The organism is Butyrivibrio sp. AE3004 (assembly GCF_000703165.1).
Lineage (GTDB): Bacteria > Bacillota > Clostridia > Lachnospirales > Lachnospiraceae > Butyrivibrio.
The window spans coordinates 464,417-484,620 of record NZ_JNLQ01000002.1; the positions used below are offsets into that span (position 1 = coordinate 464,417).

Sequence of the window (20,204 nt, forward strand, 5' to 3'; positions counted from 1 at the left end):
TCGGGAGCCTTTTTTTGACATATTTTATGATATTACAAAAATGGAAAGGTAAAACCTAATAACATAATTGCATTTCACCTAATGAAAAGTGTAACTCACCGGAGTTACGCTTTTTTTATATCGTAAATAAGTTAATATGTATTTCAGAGAACAGTCAGCAAAGAAGTAATAAGGTTGATTCTACTCACTAAACTTAAAATTATTTTGTAAATAAATACACGAGGAAGAGGTGACAAAATGAATAAAGCAATTGAAGTCTTGAATCTGCAAAAGAAATACGGTGATATGACAGCTGTAAATAATATTTCCTTTGAAGTAAAACAAGGTGAGCTTTTTGCTTTTCTTGGTGAGAACGGGGCGGGGAAATCTACAACAATAAATATGCTAAGTACTATACTTCCGAAAACCTCAGGTACAGCTATAGTTATGGGATATGAGCTAGGCAAAGAGGATGATCTGATAAGAAAAGAAATCGGAATAGTTTTTCAGAATTCGGTTCTTGACGATAAACTTACGGTAAGACAAAACCTGCTTACAAGAGGCGCATATTATGGATATTCAAAAAAGGAAATTATGGAAAGATTACAGGATTTTTGGGGAGAATTTAATCTGGAAGAAATTTGGAACAGAAAATACGAGAATCTTTCCGGTGGACAGCAAAGGAGAGTTGATATTGTAAGAGCATTGTTGCATAAACCCGGAATATTGTTTTTGGACGAGCCTACAACAGGACTTGATCCCATGTCACGTAAAATGGTTTGGGATTATATAAATCATCTCAGAAGAAAGGAGAAACTAACGATTTTCCTTACTACCCATTATATGGAGGAAACAGCAGATGCAGATAATGTAGTGATTATGGATAAAGGTAATATTATTGCAGAGGGTTCGCCGACTGAGTTAAAAAGCAGATATACTGCAAAGAAACTGATCTGGTATACGCCCGCAAGCGATAGAAACAGAGAAATTATTGAGAAAGCAAATGTATCAGGATATCGTTATGAAGCTGATCATTATAGCATTTCAATGGATGAAGGAATGATGAATTTTATCTGGCAAAACAAAGAATTAATAAAGGATTTTGAAGTTATAAAGGGTACTATGGATGATGTGTTTTTAACACTTACAGGAAAGGAAATGGTGAAATGCAATGGCTAAATTCAGGGGACTTTGGGGACTTACTAAAAGAAACATGATGGTATTTTTTAATAATAAAGGATCAATCTTTTTTTCAATGCTTACACCGCTGATAATACTACTTCTCTATTTACTGTTTCTGAAAAATACCTTGTTGACTTCGATTGAAGGTGCGACAGAGGGATTTGGAAATCTTATAGCGGCGAGGGACATGGATCAGCTTGTAAATGGACTTCTTCTTAGCGGTATTATAAGTACAGCGCTTCTCACGGTACCTTATAATACACTAGAAACAATTGTAAAAGACAGAGAAGACAGAATCTATTTTGACATGATAGCAACACCTGTTAAGCGGTCTGATATTATTCTTTCATATTTTATTGCAGCAGTTATTACAGCATTTATACAGACAATAATAGTGATGCTTTGCGGAATAGGAATTCTTACAGTTATTGGGAATATGTATTTCGAGATATATGACATAATTAATCTTGTGGTAATAATACTTTTGGGAATAGTTTCATCTAGTGCAATCTTTATGTTTATTATGATGTTTTTCAAAAATATGGCTACATGCACTGCATTTATGGGAATAATGTCAGCTGTATCGGGATTTATAGTAGGCGCCTATATACCGCTTTCAGAGTTTAATACAAATATACAAAATGCATGTAATCTGGTACCTGCGACGGGTGTAACAATACTTATCAGAAATTATCTGACCGCCGGAGTACTGAAGCATATGGATGAGAACATTGGCGGGCTTGATAATGGAATGTTCTTGGAATCCATGAAGGATATTTTTTCATATAATACAGTTGCTTTTGGAAAGACATGGACATTAAGCCAGACTTATGCATATATAATAGCTATTACGGTATTTTTTATCGTGGCAATAAGTTTTATATACCCAAAGATTTACAACAGAAGGTAAAGGGGAAAAGTTTTGAGGGTTACTTTTAATAAGATTGAAAAAAATGAAGATGAATATGCGGTGATAAATGCTCATGAGAAAACAGCAGTAATCACAACAGCAGTAGAACTGTTGGAAAACGGTGAGCAAATAATTATCGGATATAAGGATGGGGAAAGTATCCCCTGTCCAATTTCAAAAATCTACTACATAGAAACCGTTGATGACAAATGCTTTGCATATACAAAAGATGCTTGCTTTGAAATAAGAAGCAGACTATACGAGATAGAAGCAAACCTTGATTTCAGATTTTTCAGATGTTCTAAATCCATGCTTTGCAATATCAGAAAGATAAAAAGTATAAAGGCAGAGTCAAATGCGAGGATGAGAGCTGTTCTGTTAAACGGTGAAGATATCATAATTTCAAGAAGTTATGTAAAAGAGATGAAGAAAAGGTTGGGGCTATGATTATGAAGAAAATAAAAATACTGATTGAGCAAACTTTAATGGTAAGTTTTATGACGCAATGCTATGTCAGTTTATATGGTCTGTTGGTGATGAAAAAATACGGATATCAGTTTGACTGGTATATCCCCGGATCTATTGTTATTGCCAGTTTTTTATGCAGCCTGATAACCGTTTTTTTGCTATATGGAAAATCCGATAGGAAGAATTATTCAATACTTATTCATTATATAAGAGTGATTGCTCATTTTATTTTGCTTTATGTAATAATTATGGGAATTGGATATCTGTGCTATTGGTATAGGGGAATTTGGGGTTTTATTCTTACATCAGTGATTTATGTCATAATATATGCTGGCACGTGGGTTGGTACAATTTTAATTTTTAGACATGAGGAAAAACTGATAAGTAAAGCTCTGGATAATATAAGAGATGATGATTGATCATAGAATGCAATAATTGGGCAGTGCATTATTCATATGTGAATAGTGCGCTGTTTTTTTAGTATGTATAATTATCAAAAGTGAAAATGGAGAACTCATGAAAAAAAGAATTATTGCTACAATGTCAGTATTTATGTTGGTGTGTATTATGCTTCTAACATCTTTAAAAGACAAAAACAAGGAGAATGAAATAATGAGCGAAACTACAATTTTCGGTACGAATCCGATAATAAAGAATATCTATACTGCAGATCCTGCACCAATGGTATATGGAGATACACTGTATCTTTACACGACACATGATGAAGATGAGCTTGAAAATGATTTTTATACCATGAAGGATTGGCGTTGTTTTTCCACTAAGGATATGGTCAATTGGACAGATCATGGAGCAATTTTTTCACTTGATGATATTGCGTGGGCTGATAGCAGAGCGTGGGCGCCACAGGCAGTGGAAAGAAACGGAAAATATTATTTGTACTGTCCCGTACATAAGACCAACGGTGGGATGGCAATCGCGGTTGGAATTTCTGACAGCCCTACAGGGCCGTTTAAGGATTTGGGACATCCTCTTGTTGATGAGGGTGATTGGAATGATATAGATCCAACGGTTTTCATTGATGATGACGGACAGGCATATCTGTACTTTGGAAATCCTGAACTCAGATATGTGCTCCTTAATGAAGATATGATCTCTTATGACAGGGAATTGGGAGTAGTTAAAATTCCAATGACAGAGGAATCATTTGCAAAGGGAAGCCATGATACAGGGACTACCTATGGAGAAGGCCCCTGGTTTTATAAAAGAGAAGGGCTGTACTATATGGTATATGCTGCGTTTGGACTTGGAAAACAAAATGAGCATCTTGCATATTCAACTTCCATTTCTCCGACAGGGCCCTGGGTCTATGGAGGAGTTCTCATGACTGAAGAGGGAGGAGTTTTCACCAATCATCCCGGTATCTGCGATTTTAAGGGGCATTCATATCTGTTCTATCATACGGGAGAGCTTCCGGGGGGGAGTCTTTTCCATAGGAGCGTATGCGTAGCTGAATTTAATTATAATGAAGATGGAACTATAAATGTCATTGATAAGTGTAACAAAGTAGCAATGATAAAGTAACTGCATTTATAGTCGAGCGCACTCATAGGCATCGAGGCTATGACCTAAAAACTCCATGATCTTAAGTTCATCCATGGCATCGAAAACAGCATTATGAGTTTCGTGATAGCTGAAGTCGGAACTTAGCATCTGCAAAATGTTTTCTACAGAATAGCCTCGTTTTAGCCTTCCGCTTTTGCAAATATCGGCAGTTTGAGGAATTGAATGATTAAACTGTTTATAGGCAGCAAGTCTCATGATATCGAACCATTCAAAATGCTGCAATTCAGATAGATGACCGTAATCGAATTTTGCATTGTAGGCAAATATGTGATGGGTATTGTTTAAAGATAGATAATCACAGATATTTTGCATAACAGCCTCTCTTGAAGTTATAACAGCAGGAATGCTCTTTACTATATTAAGTACGCTTGAATACATACCTCCTTTTCTATATTCAGGATCGATGATGTAATATTTTGCATCCACACATTTGTAAGTGTTCATGTCGGCAAGTACAATGCCTATAGACATAACTTCATCAGACCAGTTTGTTTCTGTATCTATAACAGCAATCTTGCGATCAGCTGGGATTCTGGAAATCGTGCGCTTCAAAGATGTGACAGGCTTACTTGTGATTTCTTGTGGTTTATAGGCTTTTTGATCTTCCCGGACATTGGGATTGTTTTTTATCATATTTAAAAAATCAAGTGATTTATTGTAGCTCATTTGTATTCTCCGTTTTTTTAAGTAAAATAATTATAATTAAACAGAATGGATATATGCAAGAAAAGCATGTATAAAACTGAAATAAAGGAGATTTATAATGCGAGCAGTAGTGACAAGAGTTTTGTCTGCATCAGTTACAATTGATGGGGAAAAGGTAGCGGATATTGGAAAGGGGTTTCTTGTGCTTCTTGGTGTTCATAATGATGACACTGAAGAGGAAGCAAAGAAGATTGCGGATAAGATATGTGGTCTTAGAGTTTTTGAAGACGAAGAGGGAAAAATGAACATTAATCCTATGGATGCGGGGGCTAAATTTGTTATAGTGAGTCAGTTCACGCTTTATGCCGATTGCAAATCAAGAAGACCGGGATTTACCGATGCCGCAAGACCGGAGGTGTCTGAACCTCTCTATGAGCTTGTGGTCAGTGAATGCAGATCGCGTGGATTTGAAGTGCAGACGGGAGAATTTGGAGCTGATATGAAGGTGGAATCAGTAAATGATGGCCCGGTTACAATTCTGCTTGATACAGCCGAATTGATTAAACATGCATAGTTTCATGAATGCATTTTGTATCTATGCGCTCATGAAGTCATAATTGATGAGAAGACATATGTAGTTTTAATAAAAAACTATATTATAAAAAACAACCTGTACATTTTTGATAACATTGCTTTTTAGCTATGCTGAACAAGCAAGTAATGCACAGGTTGTTTTTTATGATTTTCTTTATTTTTTAAAATCCCTTGCTGCTTTTATAAAACCTGCAAAAAGCGGATGGGGGTTATTGGGGCGTGACTTGAACTCCGGATGAGCCTGGGTCGCAATGAAAAATGTGTTTGAGGGATTTTCAATCATTTCCACAATTCTGTTATCAGGTGACAGACCGCAAAGACGAAGCCCGTTTTCCTTTAGTGCGTCACGATAGTCATTGTTTACTTCATAACGGTGACGGTGACGTTCGGTGATATTTTCATTTTCGTAAAGACTATAGGCAAGTGAGTCTTTTTCAAGAGTGCAAGGGTAAGAACCAAGACGCAATGTTCCTCCAAGATCTTCACCAGAAGTATGATCGGGAAGAAGAGCAATCAAGGGATGTGTCGTGGCAGGATCAAACTCGATAGAATGTGCATCCTCATAACCCAGTACGTTTCGGGCAAATTCTATAATAGCCAGCTGCATACCAAGGCAAATACCTAGGAAAGGAATATTGTTTTCTCTTGCATATTTTATTGCTGTAATCATGCCTTCTATACCGCGGTCACCAAAACCACCCGGCACTATGACCCCATGTACATCTGAAAGTACTTCCTTTATGTTTTCATTAGTTATAGTTTCAGAATCAATCCACTTAATCTTAACTTCTCTTTTGGCTGCAATTCCACCGTGCTTTAAGGCTTCCACGACACTGAGATAAGCATCATGAAGCTGCGTGTATTTTCCGACTAGTGCTATGTTAACGGTCTCATTAAGGGCATATAAGGTATCAACCATTTTCTGCCAGTCGTCAAGAGCCGGAGTGGTGCACTCGAGGTTAAGACATTCAAGAGTCACTTCTGCAAGGTGTTCTTTTTCCATTGCAAGAGGCGCTTCATAGAGATATTTAAGGTCAAGATTATTTAATACATTTCTGCTTGGAACATTACAGAACAGGGAGATTTTTTCCTTTGTTTCTTTATCAAGCTCGACCTCGCTTCTGCAAACGATTATATCTGGTGAAAGTCCCATACCCTGCAAAGTCTTTACAGCCGACTGGGTAGGTTTTGTCTTTATTTCCTGAGAGCAGCGAAGGTAAGGAATGAGTGATACAAGGATAATCATGGCATTATCGTGCCCAACCTCATGCTGAAACTGTCTAATAGCTTCAAGGAAGGGCTGTGATTCAATATCACCGACTGTTCCGCCAACCTCGATTATTGCAATATGAGTTTCGTCATCCTCATAATTTCTGTAGAATCTATCCTTAATCTCATTGGTGATATGGGGAATTACCTGTACAGTATGTCCGCCATAATCGCCGCGTCTTTCCTTATGAAGTACTGACCAGTAAATTTTTCCTGTGGTTACGTTTGAATTCTTATCGAGGCTTTCATCGATAAAACGTTCATAATGACCGAGGTCCAGATCTGTTTCGGTACCATCCTCAGTGACAAATACTTCGCCGTGCTGAATGGGATTCATTGTTCCGGGATCCATGTTAATATATGGGTCAAATTTCTGCATGGTTACTTTGTAGCCGCGCGCTTTTAGGAGTCTCCCGAGGGATGCTGCGGTGATTCCTTTTCCTAATCCTGAAACTACACCACCCATAACAAAAACATACTTTACCGACATAATACCTCCTAAGTTTAATTAACTAAAAAATCCGTTTTTGAAAATAAAAAGGGCGCTCAAAACAGTGAGAATTACCCTTACTGTTTTGGCGCCATTGCCTTACCGATTAATGTTAAGTTCTTTTTTGAGGCATGTCAATACATTTTTAATGTAATATTAATTCTGTCATCTTGACACGTAATCATCTGTGGTTGTAAATTAAATCAGTAAAAGGCAATGGCGTCTTGGATAATCATCCGGGGCGCCTTTTTGCTATTTTGACAATATAAATAAGGAAAATTAAGGAGGGGCCACATGGCACGAATTAACTATAATTATTTGAAACTTCCCGGAAGCTATCTGTTTTCAACTATAGGTAAAAAAGTAAAGGAATTCTCTGACAAAAAACCCGAGGCAGAAATAATAAGACTTGGTATCGGTGATGTGACACAGCCTCTTGCACCTAAGATAATTGAGGCTCTTCACAAGGCTGTTGATGAGATGGGAAATGAAACCGCTTTTAAGGGCTATGCACCTGACCTTGGATATGATTTTTTGAGAAATGTAATAGCTGAGAAAGACTTCAAAGCAAGAGGATGTGATATATCTCCGGATGAGATATTTGTGTCGGATGGCGCAAAAAGTGACTGCGGTAATATTCAGGAGATTTTCGGACTGGATAATAAAATTGCTGTCTGTGATCCTGTATATCCTGTTTATGTTGATTCAAATGTTATGGCAGGGAGAACAGGTGAATATGTTCCGGAGATAGAATGCTTTAAGGATGTGATATACATGAAGTGCACAAAGGAAAACGGCTTTGCCCCTGATATACCGGACGAAGTACCTGACCTTATTTATTTGTGTTTCCCTAACAATCCTACAGGAGCTGTTATGAAAAAGGACAGACTTCAGGAATGGGTAGATTATGCTAACAAGCATGATTCCGTAATCTTATATGACGTCGCATATGAAGCCTTTATTTCAGAAGATGATGTACCTCATAGCATATATGAATGTGAAGGTGCAAAAGATTGTGCTATAGAGTTCAGATCATTTTCAAAGACAGCAGGATTTACAGGCCTAAGACTTGGATATACTGTAATTCCCAAGGAACTTACTACAGGCGGTGAAAAACTGTGGCCTCTATGGGCCAGAAGGCACGGAACCAAATACAATGGTGCTCCTTATATCGTTCAGAGGGCCGGAGAGGCAGTATATTCCGAAGAAGGAAGGAAGCAGATTACTGCTCAGATAGAGTATTACAAGCAGAATGCCGCTATTATATCAGAAGGATTAAAGGAAGCCGGATTTGAAGCATACGGCGGTGTAAACGCTCCTTACATATGGATGAGAACTCCTGATAATATGACAAGCTGGGAATTTTTTGATTATCTGCTTGAAAAGGTAAATGTTGTAGGTACGCCCGGATCCGGCTTTGGCCCCTCAGGAGAACACTATTTCAGACTTACTGCTTTCGGAAGCAGAGAGAATACTTTACGAGCTGTTGAGCGCATAAAGAAGTTATAAAAAGGTTCCGGAAATGTTATAATTATAACCAAAGACGATAACATTTTTGGAGTGACATTTAATGGACAATGAAAAAATTTTGCTTGGTAGAATAAAGGACCTTGCAAGACGAGCTTATGAAAATAATTATATAACGCATACTGATTTTTTATCACAATCCGAGATATATGATGTGAAAAGTATGTGTGTAAGTTCCGGACTTATTACCGGAGACAATCAGATAGATGGCGTAGATTACTGCATATATGGAGGCACATCAGAGCCCGAGAGGGCTGTGATGTGCTTCCTTCCGTCTTATCTTGATGAAGAGGGATTGCTTCTTCAGGAAGAGGCTGATGGTGACATTATAAATTGTATCCTGATAGAGCCGGCTAACAGAAAATTTGCTGATGAGCTTACACACAGAGATTTTCTTGGTGCACTCATGAACATGGGTATTGAAAGAAACAGGATTGGTGATATCAGAACAGATCAGACAAAAGGATATGTGTTTGTCATGAAAGATGTTGCGGATCTTATTTGCAATGAACTCTGCAGAATAAAGCATACGACGGTAAAGTGCAGGAAAGTATCTGTTACGGAATGTGACATTATTCCTGAGTTCCGTGAAGTCGAGGGTACGGTGTCTTCAGAAAGACTGGATGCGGTACTCGCACTTGTTTACAGATTAAGCAGGAGCAAGGCACAGGAGCTTGTAGAATCTGAATCGGTTTTCGTTGATGGGAGGACAGCCTATAGCGCAGGATATGACCTTAAACCGGGCGCAAGGGTTTCTGTCAGGGGTTATGGTAAATTTGTCTATGACGGAGTTCAGAAAGAGACAAGAAGAGGACGGCTGTCAGTAAAGATAAAAAGATATTAAGCCATTAAAGAAATTCAATATTCTGTGATTTATAAAAAAGGGGTATAATGATTATGCTACGTTAGATTGGGGAAAATATAAAAGCATAAAATTTATTATTCAGGAGATTTTTTCTTATGGCAGATTGGTTTGGCAAAGATGTTTTTAAATTGGGTTTTGGTCTTATGCGTTTACCCAAAAATGCAGATGGAAGTATAGATATTCCACAGGTATGTCAGATGGCTGATGAGTTTATTGAGGCAGGTGGGACATATTTTGATACTGCATATGTGTATGACGACGGTAAAAGTGAGGAAGCTTTTAAGCTTGCCGTTTCTGACAGACATAACAGAGAAGAATATACTATCTGTACAAAGCTGAATGCATGGGCACAGTGCCATGATGAGGCCAGTGCAAAGCAGCAGTTTTATACAAGCTTGGAGCGAACCGGAGCAGGCTACTTTGATTACTATCTTCTCCATGCTATTCAGAGGAACAATGCTCATTTATACGACGACTATCATATTTGGGAATTTGTGACTGAGCAAAAAGAAAAAGGGCTGATCAAAAACTGGGGATTTTCTTTTCATGCGGATCCTGAATTTCTTGATGAGTTATTGACTGCACACCCTGAGGTGGATTTTATACAGCTTCAGATAAACTATGCAGATATGGAAAATGAATCTGTTCGGTCACGTGCATGTTACGAGGTTGCAAGAAAACATGGTAAGTCAATAACCGTAATGGAACCTGTAAAGGGTGGAGCACTTGCAAATCCCATTCCACAGGTAACGGAGCTTTTCAAAAAGGTTAATCCTGAGTTATCTCCGGCAAGCTGGGCAATACGTTATGTGGCCGGTATGGAAGGAATAATTACCGTTCTTTCCGGAATGAGCAACATAGAACAGATGAGGGATAACCTCAGTTATATGAGAGATTTTAAGCCGCTGTCAGATGTTGAACAGGATACCATTAAGGAAGCCATAAACACGATGAATGCTGTGGATAACATAAAATGTACATCCTGTCATTATTGTGTGGAAGGCTGTCCTCAGCAGATTCAGATTCCAAAGATTTTTGAGGCAAGGAATCAACAGCTGATTTTCAATAATACTGATGGTGCAAAGTGGAAATATAAGATGGCTACAAAAGACAAAGGGCTTGCATCCTCCTGCATACAGTGCGGACAATGTGAAGGCGCATGCCCTCAGCACATTCCTATTATTTCCTTACTTCAGGATTGCGCAGCAAATCTGGAATAATAATGAAAAAGAATAACCCACTTGGGACAGATAGTTATCACAATCATATCTTTTTATCTAAATATCAAGGTATTTGTTTATTATATGATTGAATACATGATATAATGATTCTCGGTTGATGTCCGGCGACGTTGACCGGGAATCTTATTATAGAAGGGGTTAAAGTATCAGATTCTGATTATCGCAGATGTATAAATTTGCGATTAGTAATACGATACGAGAGGAATATGAAAAAAACTAAACTCTATATCAAAACATTAGGCGGATTCGGAATAGAATGTAATGGCAAGGACATTACTCTTGGAAGAAACAGAGCATCTAAGTATATTCAGCTTGTTGCCAGAGTTTTTACAGCGGGAATCAGCGGTGTGAAAAAGGAGGATCTTCAGGATGATATTTATTCAGAGGATCTGAATGTAAAGAGCAATCTTAACAACAGTATGAATAATCTTATCTATCAATTCAGAAAGGTTGCAGAGAAGGCCGGAATTCCTAATGGAAATGTTGTAGCTTTTACGGATGGTGTTTACAAGGCTGCTCCTGATGTTGAAGCAAATGCCGATACAGTTGATTTTTCAAACTACATAAAAAATGCCAGGAAAGCTTCTGATGATGATGAAAAAGCCAGTAATTATCAAAAAGCTTTTGATACCTACAAAGGTGACTTTCTGCCTGAACTCAACGAACTCTATTGGATATCGAAAAAGAGCGAGGAACTGAGAACACAATACGAGGAATGCGTCGATTTTCTTGCTGATTATTATAAGGCAAACAATAACTATGAGAAGATGGCTGAGATTTATCATAATGCATCGATTATAGATCCGGATTGCGAATGGCAGGTTGGTGAAATCAATGCCTACAGGCACATGAGAAATTACAAAAAAGCCTATTCTCTCTATGAAGAAATGATCAGATACTATGCGGAAGAACTTGGAATTACACCGACTGAGAATATGCAGCGTTGTTATCAAAAGCTTCAGGATGCCGCTTTTTCCGGAACAGAGGGTGAGGACCGGGAAGGCACGGGTGAGAATTCATTAAAAAGCGGACTCATCATGGAGGAAGAAGGGGGGCCGTATGAATGTCTTTTCCCTGAGATGAGCGCATCTTACCATATCCTGAGCAGGAATATGGAAAGGCATGGTCTCACTGTATTTTTGCTCCTGCTTACTATCGCAGATTATGAAGGCAAGGAAATAAAGCAGGAGGAAAAAGCCGAGAGGCGCATGGAGTCCTTAAAAGATGCAATTAACGAAACACTAAGACACGGAGATGCTTTTTGCAAGTATTCAAGAACACAGTATCTTGTTCTACTCACAGGTACCGGAGTTGAGGAGTGCATGCTTGTGCACAGAAGACTTCAGGATAGGTTAAAGGTCCTTGCAGGCCCAAGAGCATCATTAAACTACCGTATTATTTCTTATGCAGATATGACCGCTGAAAATTCAGCTGACTAAGTATGAAAGTTATTTTCAAAAGATTTATAATATAGTGTTGCTTTAGTCATAACATTATAAAAGCTTTAGAATTAGTTCATAAATAATTGAATGTCAGTGATATAATTGAAATGGAGGGGGCATAATGGTAATTTGGAGGAATGCCCATGTCTATTGGAAATCTTGATTTGACTTCACTCGACAGGACACTGATGACCAATGAGCAGAAGTCATTGTTGAACATTAGTAATGTATCACAGAAGGAAATTGAGCAGCTGCTTATCATGAGAGGGCAGGTGCAGGAATTCCAGATCATGATGATGAAGTACGATTGTGCATTATCAGAAGTGAGAACAAAGCTGGAGGTGCTTAATAAGGAACTCTCACTTAAAAACAATCGTAACCCGTTTGAAAGCATAAAAAGCAGAATAAAAACTCCGGTAAGCATATATGAAAAACTCAATCGTAAAGGAATACCTTTTTCGATAGAGAATATTGAGAGTAATATCTCGGATATCGCAGGTTGCAGAGCAATATGTTCCTTTGTTGATGATATTTATATGCTGGCTGAGTGCCTGAAAAAACAAGATGATGTTAATGTCCTTGTGGAAAAGGATTATATAGCAACGCCAAAGGATAGCGGATATAGAAGTTTACATCTTATAATTGAAACTCCGATATTCCTTACTGAGATGAAGGAATGGACGAAGGTTGAGGTTCAGTTCAGAACCATTGCAATGGATTTTTGGGCAAGTCTGGAACACAAGATGAAATATAAAAAGGATATTGAAAATGCTGAACTTATTTCCGAGGATTTAAAGTTTAGTGCAGATCTTATAAACCAGCTTGACCGCAGAATGCAGCAAATACGTGAGAGAATTGATGCCGGAGATGGAAAACCATATAGTATGATTCCTACCGAAGAGGAAGAGAGAGCAGATTGCGAGACAATGGAGATTATCAGACGCGAAATTCAGGCAGAACAGAATGCTATGCTTTTAAAGAAAAAAGCAAAACTAAATAAATGAAAAAGCAAAACTGAATAAATAAAAAATGTCATTCCGGAACAATTCGGAATGACTTTTTTATCTTATAATGGAATCATTTTGCAGTCCATCTGCCACTTGCTCCGCAAGGAAGAACAAGACCGTTTGAAGAAACAGGAAGACCAACTTCATCTGCTTCAACGACACCTTCATGAAGAGGATCGATAGCGGTGTGTATCATATAGGAAAGAACAGCGGGCTGTAATCCTGTTGTATAGGAATTGATAAGGAAAAACAGGGGGGTATCCGACAGAAGTTGAACGCTTCTTAATATTAGGTCATAAACACAGTCTTCGATTTTCCAAATTTCACCTTTTGGACCTCTGCCGTATGAGGGAGGATCCATGATAATACCATCATAATGATTGCCGCGACGTATTTCCCTGTCGACAAATTTTCCGCAATCATCCACAAGATATCTGATAGGGGCATCTGCAAGTCCGGACGATGCGGCATTTTCTTTTGCCCAGGCAACCATGCCTTTAGCGGCATCAACATGCGTGACTGAAGCTCCGGCCTTAGCGGCTGAAACAGTAGCACCACCGGTATAAGCAAAAAGATTAAGTACTTTAACAGGACGATCAGCCTTCTTAATTAAATCTGAAAACCAATCCCAGTTTGCTGCCTGTTCAGGGAACAAACCGGTGTGTTTAAAGCTGAAGGGCTTGAGATGAAAAGTAAGGTCATTATAGTTAATAGTCCATTCTTCGGGAAGGGAACGGAAATCCCATTCACCGCCGCCTTTGTTACTTCGCTGGTAGCGCGCATTCCACTTTTTCCATCCCATATGTTTTTTCTTAGTGTTCCAGATTACCTGGGGATCAGGACGAACAAGCATATAGTCACCCCAGCGTTCAAGCTTCTCGCCACCTGAGGTATCAATAACTTCATAATCTTTCCAATTGTTTGCAATCCACATAAAAGCTCCTTGTAATAAATGAATCTTGTTGATATGATTCGGGTAATACATATGAAGTAATAGTTTATTCCCGGTAATGTGAAGAAATAATAGATGATATACTTCTTAACTTCATAATATATAATATATTGATTTTCATCTATATAATATAGAAGAAACATTTATAGATTTTATCCGAAAATGCATAAAATGGTAGTGTATGCATAAAATAGATTAAAATACATCAAGCTAAAATAGCTGAAATTGCCTATTTTTAATAAAAAGTGATTAATTTTGAAAATTGGGCTTGCATGAAATGAAAAAATGATATATAGTAACACATGCTGTGACATGATAGCTGTGAAGCGAGAGGTTGCTGTCTTATCCAGTGAGACAGGTTTTCCGTGGAGCGAATGTCAAGAGACCCTTGAGGTCAGACAATCTGACGACAAGTCACTGTACAAACAAAATGTCTGCGAAGTTTAACTAGCAGAAACGACGTGTGAAAACAGGATACGGATGGTTCGGGTCCATGACACACACGGGAGAGTGTACAGTCACCGCTTGTCGTACTTATCTAATTAAAGTGCGAAAAGGAGGCGACTTTTTTTATGGCAAATCAGGTAATGAGAATTACATTGAAGGCGTATGATCATCAGCTCGTAGATGCTTCTGCAAAGAAGATCATCGAGACAGTTAAGAAGAACGGATCTCAGGTCAGCGGACCTGTACCGCTTCCTACTAAAAAGGAAGTAGTAACAATTCTTCGTGCGGTACATAAGTACAAGGATTCCAGAGAGCAGTTCGAGCAGAGAACTCACAAGAGACTGATTGATATCATCACACCTACACCTAAGACAGTTGAGGCTCTTCAGAGATTAGAGATGCCCGCAGGTGTAAACATCAACATCAAGATGAAATAATTCATCGGTAACTAGTGTAAACCTTCTACTAGTATGATGCGAGGCGTATGATGCCGTGAAAACTGGAGAATTGCAAAAGGCAATTAAAGCGACATTACGAACGAAACAAGCATCCGCTGTAGATGTAATAAGGAGGTAAATACAATGAAGAAGGCTATCTTAGCTACGAAGATCGGTATGACTCAGATCTTCAACGAAGACGGTTCACTTGTACCTGTAACTGTTCTGCAGGCAGGCCCCTGTGTAGTAACACAGATTAAGACCGTTGAAAACGATGGTTACAGTGCAGTTCAGGTTGGTTATGTTGATAAGAAAGAAAAGATAATCAACAGAGACAAGAACGGCAAGAAGACAATCGTACATGCACATGGTGTAAACAAGGCTCAGCAGGGTCACTTCAAGAAAGCAGGCGTGTCTTGCAAGAGATTCGTTCGTGAGTTCAAGTTCGAGAACGCATCTGAGTACGAGCTTGGAAGTGAAATCAAAGCAGATATCTTCGCTGCAGGTGATAAGATTGATGCAACTGCAACATCCAAGGGTAAGGGATTCCAGGGTGCTATTAAGAAGAATGGTCAGCACAGAGGACCTATGGCTCATGGTTCCAAGTTCCACCGTCATCAGGGTTCTAATGGATCCAGTTCCGATCCGAGCCGTGTATTCAAAGGAAAAGGAATGCCTGGTCACATGGGAAGCGTTAAAGTAACAGTTCAGAATCTTGAGGTTGTTCGTGTTGATGCTGATAAGAATCTGATCCTTGTAAAGGGCGCAGTACCTGGACCGAAGAAGGGACTTGTAACAATCAAGGAAACCACAAAGGTTGAGGCATAACTTTTCACGAAAGGAGGAACATACAGATGGCTAACGTATCTGTTTACAATATGGAAGGCAAAGAAGTTGGCAGCATCGATCTTAATGATGCCATCTTCGGAGTTGAAGTTAATGAACATCTCGTACATCTGGCAGTAGTTCAGCAGCTTGCTAACAATCGTCAGGGTACACAGAAGGCAAAGACACGTTCCGAAGTTAGCGGAGGTGGTCGCAAGCCTTGGAGACAGAAGGGAACCGGTCATGCAAGACAGGGATCCACAAGATCTCCTCAGTGGACAGGCGGCGGTGTAGTATTCGCTCCGGTTCCGAGAGATTATTCTTTCAAGATGAATCAGAAAGAGAAGAGAGCAGCTCTTAAGTCTGCACTCACAGATAAGGTTCAGACAGGTAAGCTTATTGTTCTTGATGAGCTTAAGATGGATGAGTTTAAGACAAAGAAGTTCGCAGAGGTTATGAACAACCTTAAAGCAACTCGCAAGGCACTTGTTGTTGTTGCTGAGAAGGATGAAAAAGTTGTTAAGTCAGCTAAGAACCTTACAGAGGTTAAGACAGCTCTTACAAACACAATCAATGTTTATGACATTGTGAACGCTCATACACTCGTTCTTACAAAGGACGCAGTTGCAAAGATTGAGGAGGTGTATGCATAATGGCAGCTTTACAGTATTATGATGTAATCCTTGAGCCTGTACTTACAGAGAAGAGCATGAATGCCATGGGCGAAAAGAAATACACTTTCTTTGTTCATCCTGAAGCAAACAAGACTCAGATAAAGGAAGCAGTTGAGAAGATGTTCGAAGGCGCTAAGGTTTCAAAGGTAAACACACTTAACGCTAACGGTAAGCTTAAGAGACGCGGTATGACATACGGCAGAACAGCTAAGATCAAAAAAGCAATCGTACAGCTTACAGCAGACAGCAAGGACATCGAGATTTTCCAGGGACTTTGATAATAACTAATTGACTATACGCACAGGATCTTAAACAAAGTCCGGATCCGGGTTGATAACCGTGCGTGATAACAAAAAGGAGATAATCATGGGAATTAAGAAATACGGCCCATATACACCGTCTAGAAGAAATATGACAGGTTCTGATTTCTCAGAGATCACAAAGACAACTCCTGAGAAGAGCCTTCTTGTTTCAAAGAATTCTAAGGCTGGACGTAATAACCAGGGTAAAATCACAGTAAGACATCGCGGTGGCGGTGGAAGAAGAAAATACAGAATCATCGACTTCAAGCGTTATAAAGATGATTGCAATGCTAAGGTTATCGGTATCGAGTACGATCCTAACAGAACAGCAAACATCGCATTGCTTGAGTATGAGGATGGCACAAAGGCTTACATCCTTGCTCCTCAGGGACTTAAGGATGGCATGACAATCATGAATGGTCCTGAAGCTGAAGTTCGTATCGGTAACTGCCTCCCTCTTGCTAACATACCTGTCGGTGAAAGTGTACACAACATTGAGCTTTATCCTGGAAGAGGTGGTCAGCTTGTTCGTTCAGCTGGTAACTCTGCTCAGCTCATGGCTAAAGAAGGTAAGTATGCAACACTTCGTCTTCCTTCTGGCGAAATGAGACTTGTTCCGATCGAGTGTCGTGCAACAATCGGTACTGTTGGTAACATCGATCATAACCTTATCAATATCGGTAAAGCTGGTCGTAAGCGTCACATGGGCATTCGTCCTACAGTTCGTGGATCAGTTATGAACCCGAATGATCACCCGCATGGTGGTGGTGAAGGTAGAGCACCTATTGGTCGTTCCGGACCGTGCACACCTTGGGGTAAGCCTGCTCTTGGTTATAAGACACGTAAGAAGAAAAAGGCTTCTAACAAGATGATCATCAGAAGAAGAGATGGTAAGGCTATCAAATAATTGATGCCGGTTGATAGAGGATGAGCAAATCACTTGGCCGGATTTTCCGTGTCCGGTGATTGACATCCGAATAGTAAGAAAACGTATTGACATATACGAGAGGAGAATGACAATGTCTAGATCACTTAAAAAGGGACCTTTCGCAGATGCAAATTTGCTCAAGAAGATCGATGCAATGAATGCTGAGAATCAGAAGCAGATTGTTAAGACATGGTCCCGTCGTTCCACGATTTTCCCTTCCTTCGTTGGACACACAATCGCTGTTCATGACGGAAGAAAGCATATTCCGGTATATGTAACGGAAGATATGGTTGGTCACAAGCTTGGTGAGTTTGTTCCTACAAGAACCTACAGAGGTCACGCAGGAAACTCTCCTGAGAAGAAGGGCGGAGTTCGCTAAGTCCTGTGACTTGGTTCAACATTGAAAGGAGGTTAAATCTATGGCAACAGCACATAGATCTCAAGTTAAGAGAGAGAGAAATGCTCAGAAGGACACAAGACCTTCAGCAAAATTATCTTACGCAAGAATCCCCGTACAGAAGGCATGCTTCGTTATGGATGCTATAAGGGGTAAGGACGTTGAGACAGCACTTGCTATCCTGGAGTACAATCCGAGATATGCTTCCAGCGTTATTTATAAGTTACTTAATTCTGCAATTGCAAATGCTGAGAACAACAACGGCATGAACAGAGCTAATCTGTACATTGCAGAGTGCAATGCAAGCAATGGCCCGATTATGAAGAGAATTCAGCCTAGAGCTCAGGGTAGAGCTTACAGAATTCAGAAGAGATTAAGCCATTTGACTGTAATTCTGGATGAGAGATAAGAAAGGAGAAAGTAAGTTCAATGGGACAGAAAGTTAATCCTCATGGCCTCAGAGTCGGCATCATTGCAGATTGGGATTCCAAATGGTATGCAGAGAATGACGAATTTGCAGACAATCTTGTTGAAGATTACAAGATCAGAAAGTTTCTGAAGAAGAAGCTTTACGCTGCAGGCATCTCAAAGATTGAGATCGAGAGAGCATCTGATCGTGTTAAAGTAATCGTATATACAGCTAAGCCCGGTTTTGTAATCGGTAAGGGCGGTGCTGAAATTGAAGTAACAAAGAAAGAGCTTTCAAAGCTTACAGACAAGAAAGTTCTTGTAGATATTAAAGAAATCAAGAAGCCTGATAAGGACGCTCAGCTTGTTGCAGAGAACATCGCACAGCAGCTTGAGAATCGTGTATCTTTCCGTCGTGCTATGAAGTCATGCATGAGCAGAACAATGAAGACAGATGCACAGGGTATTAAGGCATGCTGCAGCGGACGTCTTGGTGGTGCTGATATCGCTCGTAGCGAGTTCTACAGCGAGGGTACAATCCCGCTTCAGACACTTAGAGCAGATATTGATTATGGATTTGCTGAGGCAGATACAACCTATGGTAAGGTTGGTGTTAAGGTATGGATCTATAAGGGTGAAGTACTTCCTACTAAAGCATCCGAGAATTCAGATAAGGAAGGGAGCGATAAATAATGTTAATGCCGAAGAGAGTAAAGCATCGTAAGCAGTTCCGCGGTTCTATGGCTGGTAAGGCTACACGCGGCAACACAATTGCATACGGTGAGTATGGAATAGTAGCGCTTGAGCCCTGCTGGATTCGTTCAAATCAGATCGAGGCAGCCCGTGTCGCTATGACTCGTTTCATCAAGCGTGGTGGTCAGGTATGGATTAAGATTTTCCCTGACAAGCCTGTTACAGCAAAGCCTGCTGAAACTCGTATGGGTTCTGGTAAGGGTTCTGTAGATTACTGGGTAGCAGTTGTTAAGCCTGGACGTGTAATGTTTGAAATCGGCGGAGTCGATGAAGAAGTTGCAAGAGAAGCACTTCGTCTTGCAACACACAAACTTCCTTGCAAGTGCAAGATCGTTTCAAAGGCTGATTTGGAAGGCGGTGCATCCAATGAAAACTAATAAGTATGTAGAAGAGCTGAAAGCTAAGTCTGCTGAGGAACTCAGCCAGGAGCTTGTATCAGCTAAAAAGGAACTTTTTAATCTGAGATTCCAGAATGCAACTAACCAGCTGGATAACACAGCAAGAATTAAAGAGGTTAGAAAGAATATTGCTAGAATTCAGACTGTGATCACTCAGAAAGCAGCACAGTAATGGAATCCTGAAAGGAGTATATCGTGGAAAGAAATTTAAGAAAAACGCGTGTTGGTAAAGTAACAAGCGATAAGATGGATAAGACCATCGTTGTTTCCATCGAAGATCATGTAAAGCATCCTCTTTACAAGAAGATCGTAAAAAGAACCTATAAGCTGAAGGCTCATGATGAGAACAATGAGTGCCGTATAGGTGATACAGTCAAGGTTATGGAAACAAGACCGATCTCTAAAGACAAGAGATGGAGACTGGTTCAGATTATTGAGCGTGCTAAGTAATTAGCTGATAGTTGATTATAAAGGAGAAAT

At 39.6% G+C, this 20,204-nt stretch carries 25 protein-coding genes; 22 read left to right on the top strand and 3 right to left on the bottom strand.

The features are described from left to right. Window positions 1-237: 237 nt before the first annotated feature. The 5 genes from BV60_RS0105000 (at window position 238) to BV60_RS0105020 (ending at window position 4,081) form a co-directional block, all read left to right on the top strand. Complete coding sequence (locus BV60_RS0105000; RefSeq protein ID WP_029319961.1) at window positions 238-1,158, top strand: ABC transporter ATP-binding protein; 921 nt, start codon at window positions 238-240, stop codon at window positions 1,156-1,158. Next, window positions 1,151-2,071: an ABC transporter permease gene (locus tag BV60_RS0105005; protein WP_029319962.1), complete on the top strand. Its 921-nt coding sequence runs from the start codon at window positions 1,151-1,153 to the stop codon at window positions 2,069-2,071. Before BV60_RS0105000 ends, BV60_RS0105005 begins: the two co-directional genes overlap by 8 nt. Before the next feature lie 12 nt (window positions 2,072-2,083). Further along, the gene (locus BV60_RS0105010; protein WP_029319964.1) at window positions 2,084-2,518 is read left to right on the top strand and encodes a LytTR family DNA-binding domain-containing protein; all 435 of its coding nucleotides are present in this window, start codon (window positions 2,084-2,086) and stop codon (window positions 2,516-2,518) included. A 2-nt stretch (window positions 2,519-2,520) separates the two neighbouring features. Further along, window positions 2,521-2,958 (top strand): hypothetical protein, encoded by a 438-nt coding sequence (locus tag BV60_RS0105015; RefSeq protein ID WP_035777081.1) that lies wholly within the window; start codon window positions 2,521-2,523, stop codon window positions 2,956-2,958. Between the two features lie 193 nt (window positions 2,959-3,151). Further along, window positions 3,152-4,081 carry a glycoside hydrolase family 43 protein gene (locus tag BV60_RS0105020; RefSeq protein ID WP_156035983.1) on the top strand — a complete coding sequence of 310 codons (930 nt, stop codon included), beginning with the start codon at window positions 3,152-3,154 and terminating at the stop codon, window positions 4,079-4,081. 6 nt (window positions 4,082-4,087) lie between these two features. On the opposite strand, the gene BV60_RS0105025 is transcribed toward BV60_RS0105020, so the two are convergent. Next, window positions 4,088-4,789, bottom strand: coding sequence for a hypothetical protein (locus tag BV60_RS0105025; RefSeq protein ID WP_242840950.1), 702 nt, complete (start codon window positions 4,787-4,789; stop codon window positions 4,088-4,090). Window positions 4,790-4,886: 97 nt separating this feature from the next. Here BV60_RS0105025 and dtd point away from each other — a divergent pair, with 97 nt between their 5' ends. After that, window positions 4,887-5,342 carry a D-aminoacyl-tRNA deacylase gene (gene dtd / locus BV60_RS0105030; RefSeq protein WP_029319970.1) on the top strand — a complete coding sequence of 152 codons (456 nt, stop codon included), beginning with the start codon at window positions 4,887-4,889 and terminating at the stop codon, window positions 5,340-5,342. 174 nt (window positions 5,343-5,516) lie between these two features. Here dtd and BV60_RS0105035 read toward each other — a convergent pair whose 3' ends face one another. Further along, window positions 5,517-7,121, bottom strand: a complete 1,605-nt coding sequence (locus tag BV60_RS0105035; protein WP_029319973.1) for a CTP synthase — start codon at window positions 7,119-7,121, stop codon at window positions 5,517-5,519. A gap of 294 nt (window positions 7,122-7,415) precedes the next feature. On the opposite strand from BV60_RS0105035, the gene BV60_RS0105040 reads away from it, so the two are divergent. The 5 genes from BV60_RS0105040 (at window position 7,416) to BV60_RS0105060 (ending at window position 13,200) form a co-directional block, all read left to right on the top strand. Beyond that, on the top strand, window positions 7,416-8,630 hold the full coding sequence (locus BV60_RS0105040) for an LL-diaminopimelate aminotransferase (protein ID WP_029319975.1): 1,215 nt from the start codon (window positions 7,416-7,418) through the stop codon (window positions 8,628-8,630). 61 nt (window positions 8,631-8,691) lie between these two features. Continuing rightward, window positions 8,692-9,492: a YlmH family RNA-binding protein gene (locus BV60_RS0105045; RefSeq protein WP_029319977.1), complete on the top strand. Its 801-nt coding sequence runs from the start codon at window positions 8,692-8,694 to the stop codon at window positions 9,490-9,492. Window positions 9,493-9,608: 116 nt separating this feature from the next. Next, the gene (locus tag BV60_RS0105050; protein ID WP_029319978.1) at window positions 9,609-10,733 is read left to right on the top strand and encodes an aldo/keto reductase; all 1,125 of its coding nucleotides are present in this window, start codon (window positions 9,609-9,611) and stop codon (window positions 10,731-10,733) included. A gap of 227 nt (window positions 10,734-10,960) precedes the next feature. Further along, window positions 10,961-12,193: a bacterial transcriptional activator domain-containing protein gene (locus BV60_RS0105055; protein WP_029319979.1), complete on the top strand. Its 1,233-nt coding sequence runs from the start codon at window positions 10,961-10,963 to the stop codon at window positions 12,191-12,193. Window positions 12,194-12,339: 146 nt separating this feature from the next. Continuing rightward, window positions 12,340-13,200 carry a GTP pyrophosphokinase gene (locus BV60_RS0105060; RefSeq protein WP_081846588.1) on the top strand — a complete coding sequence of 287 codons (861 nt, stop codon included), beginning with the start codon at window positions 12,340-12,342 and terminating at the stop codon, window positions 13,198-13,200. Between the two features lie 73 nt (window positions 13,201-13,273). On the opposite strand, the gene BV60_RS0105065 is transcribed toward BV60_RS0105060, so the two are convergent. Continuing rightward, on the bottom strand, window positions 13,274-14,137 hold the full coding sequence (locus tag BV60_RS0105065) for a class I SAM-dependent methyltransferase (protein ID WP_029319983.1): 864 nt from the start codon (window positions 14,135-14,137) through the stop codon (window positions 13,274-13,276). Between the two features lie 590 nt (window positions 14,138-14,727). On the opposite strand from BV60_RS0105065, the gene rpsJ reads away from it, so the two are divergent. From rpsJ to rpsQ, 11 genes are all read left to right on the top strand, one after another. Beyond that, on the top strand, window positions 14,728-15,039 hold the full coding sequence (rpsJ, locus tag BV60_RS0105070) for a 30S ribosomal protein S10 (RefSeq protein WP_022761340.1): 312 nt from the start codon (window positions 14,728-14,730) through the stop codon (window positions 15,037-15,039). Between the two features lie 144 nt (window positions 15,040-15,183). Next, entirely contained in the window at window positions 15,184-15,867 is a 684-nt protein-coding gene (gene rplC, locus BV60_RS0105075) for a 50S ribosomal protein L3 (RefSeq protein WP_029319985.1), read from the top strand. A 26-nt stretch (window positions 15,868-15,893) separates the two neighbouring features. Next, a complete protein-coding gene (gene rplD / locus BV60_RS0105080; RefSeq protein WP_029319986.1) occupies window positions 15,894-16,517 on the top strand; it encodes a 50S ribosomal protein L4 in 624 nt (207 codons plus the stop codon). Then, window positions 16,517-16,816: a 50S ribosomal protein L23 gene (rplW, locus tag BV60_RS0105085; RefSeq protein WP_026493605.1), complete on the top strand. Its 300-nt coding sequence runs from the start codon at window positions 16,517-16,519 to the stop codon at window positions 16,814-16,816. Before rplD ends, rplW begins: the two co-directional genes overlap by 1 nt. 88 nt (window positions 16,817-16,904) lie before the next feature. Continuing rightward, a complete protein-coding gene (gene rplB / locus BV60_RS0105090; RefSeq protein ID WP_029319988.1) occupies window positions 16,905-17,747 on the top strand; it encodes a 50S ribosomal protein L2 in 843 nt (280 codons plus the stop codon). Between the two features lie 112 nt (window positions 17,748-17,859). Continuing rightward, window positions 17,860-18,147 carry a 30S ribosomal protein S19 gene (gene rpsS, locus BV60_RS0105095; protein WP_029319989.1) on the top strand — a complete coding sequence of 96 codons (288 nt, stop codon included), beginning with the start codon at window positions 17,860-17,862 and terminating at the stop codon, window positions 18,145-18,147. A gap of 40 nt (window positions 18,148-18,187) precedes the next feature. Then, complete coding sequence (gene rplV, locus BV60_RS20925) at window positions 18,188-18,574, top strand: 50S ribosomal protein L22 (protein WP_022761334.1); 387 nt, start codon at window positions 18,188-18,190, stop codon at window positions 18,572-18,574. 20 nt (window positions 18,575-18,594) lie between these two features. After that, complete coding sequence (gene rpsC, locus BV60_RS0105105) at window positions 18,595-19,266, top strand: 30S ribosomal protein S3 (protein ID WP_026511454.1); 672 nt, start codon at window positions 18,595-18,597, stop codon at window positions 19,264-19,266. Continuing rightward, complete coding sequence (gene rplP, locus BV60_RS0105110) at window positions 19,266-19,703, top strand: 50S ribosomal protein L16 (protein WP_022761332.1); 438 nt, start codon at window positions 19,266-19,268, stop codon at window positions 19,701-19,703. The genes rpsC and rplP overlap by 1 nt, the downstream gene beginning before the upstream one ends. After that, on the top strand, window positions 19,693-19,896 hold the full coding sequence (gene rpmC, locus BV60_RS0105115) for a 50S ribosomal protein L29 (protein ID WP_022761331.1): 204 nt from the start codon (window positions 19,693-19,695) through the stop codon (window positions 19,894-19,896). Before rplP ends, rpmC begins: the two co-directional genes overlap by 11 nt. Window positions 19,897-19,919: 23 nt before the next feature. Beyond that, complete coding sequence (gene rpsQ / locus BV60_RS0105120; RefSeq protein ID WP_026493609.1) at window positions 19,920-20,174, top strand: 30S ribosomal protein S17; 255 nt, start codon at window positions 19,920-19,922, stop codon at window positions 20,172-20,174. Window positions 20,175-20,204 lie beyond the last annotated feature (30 nt).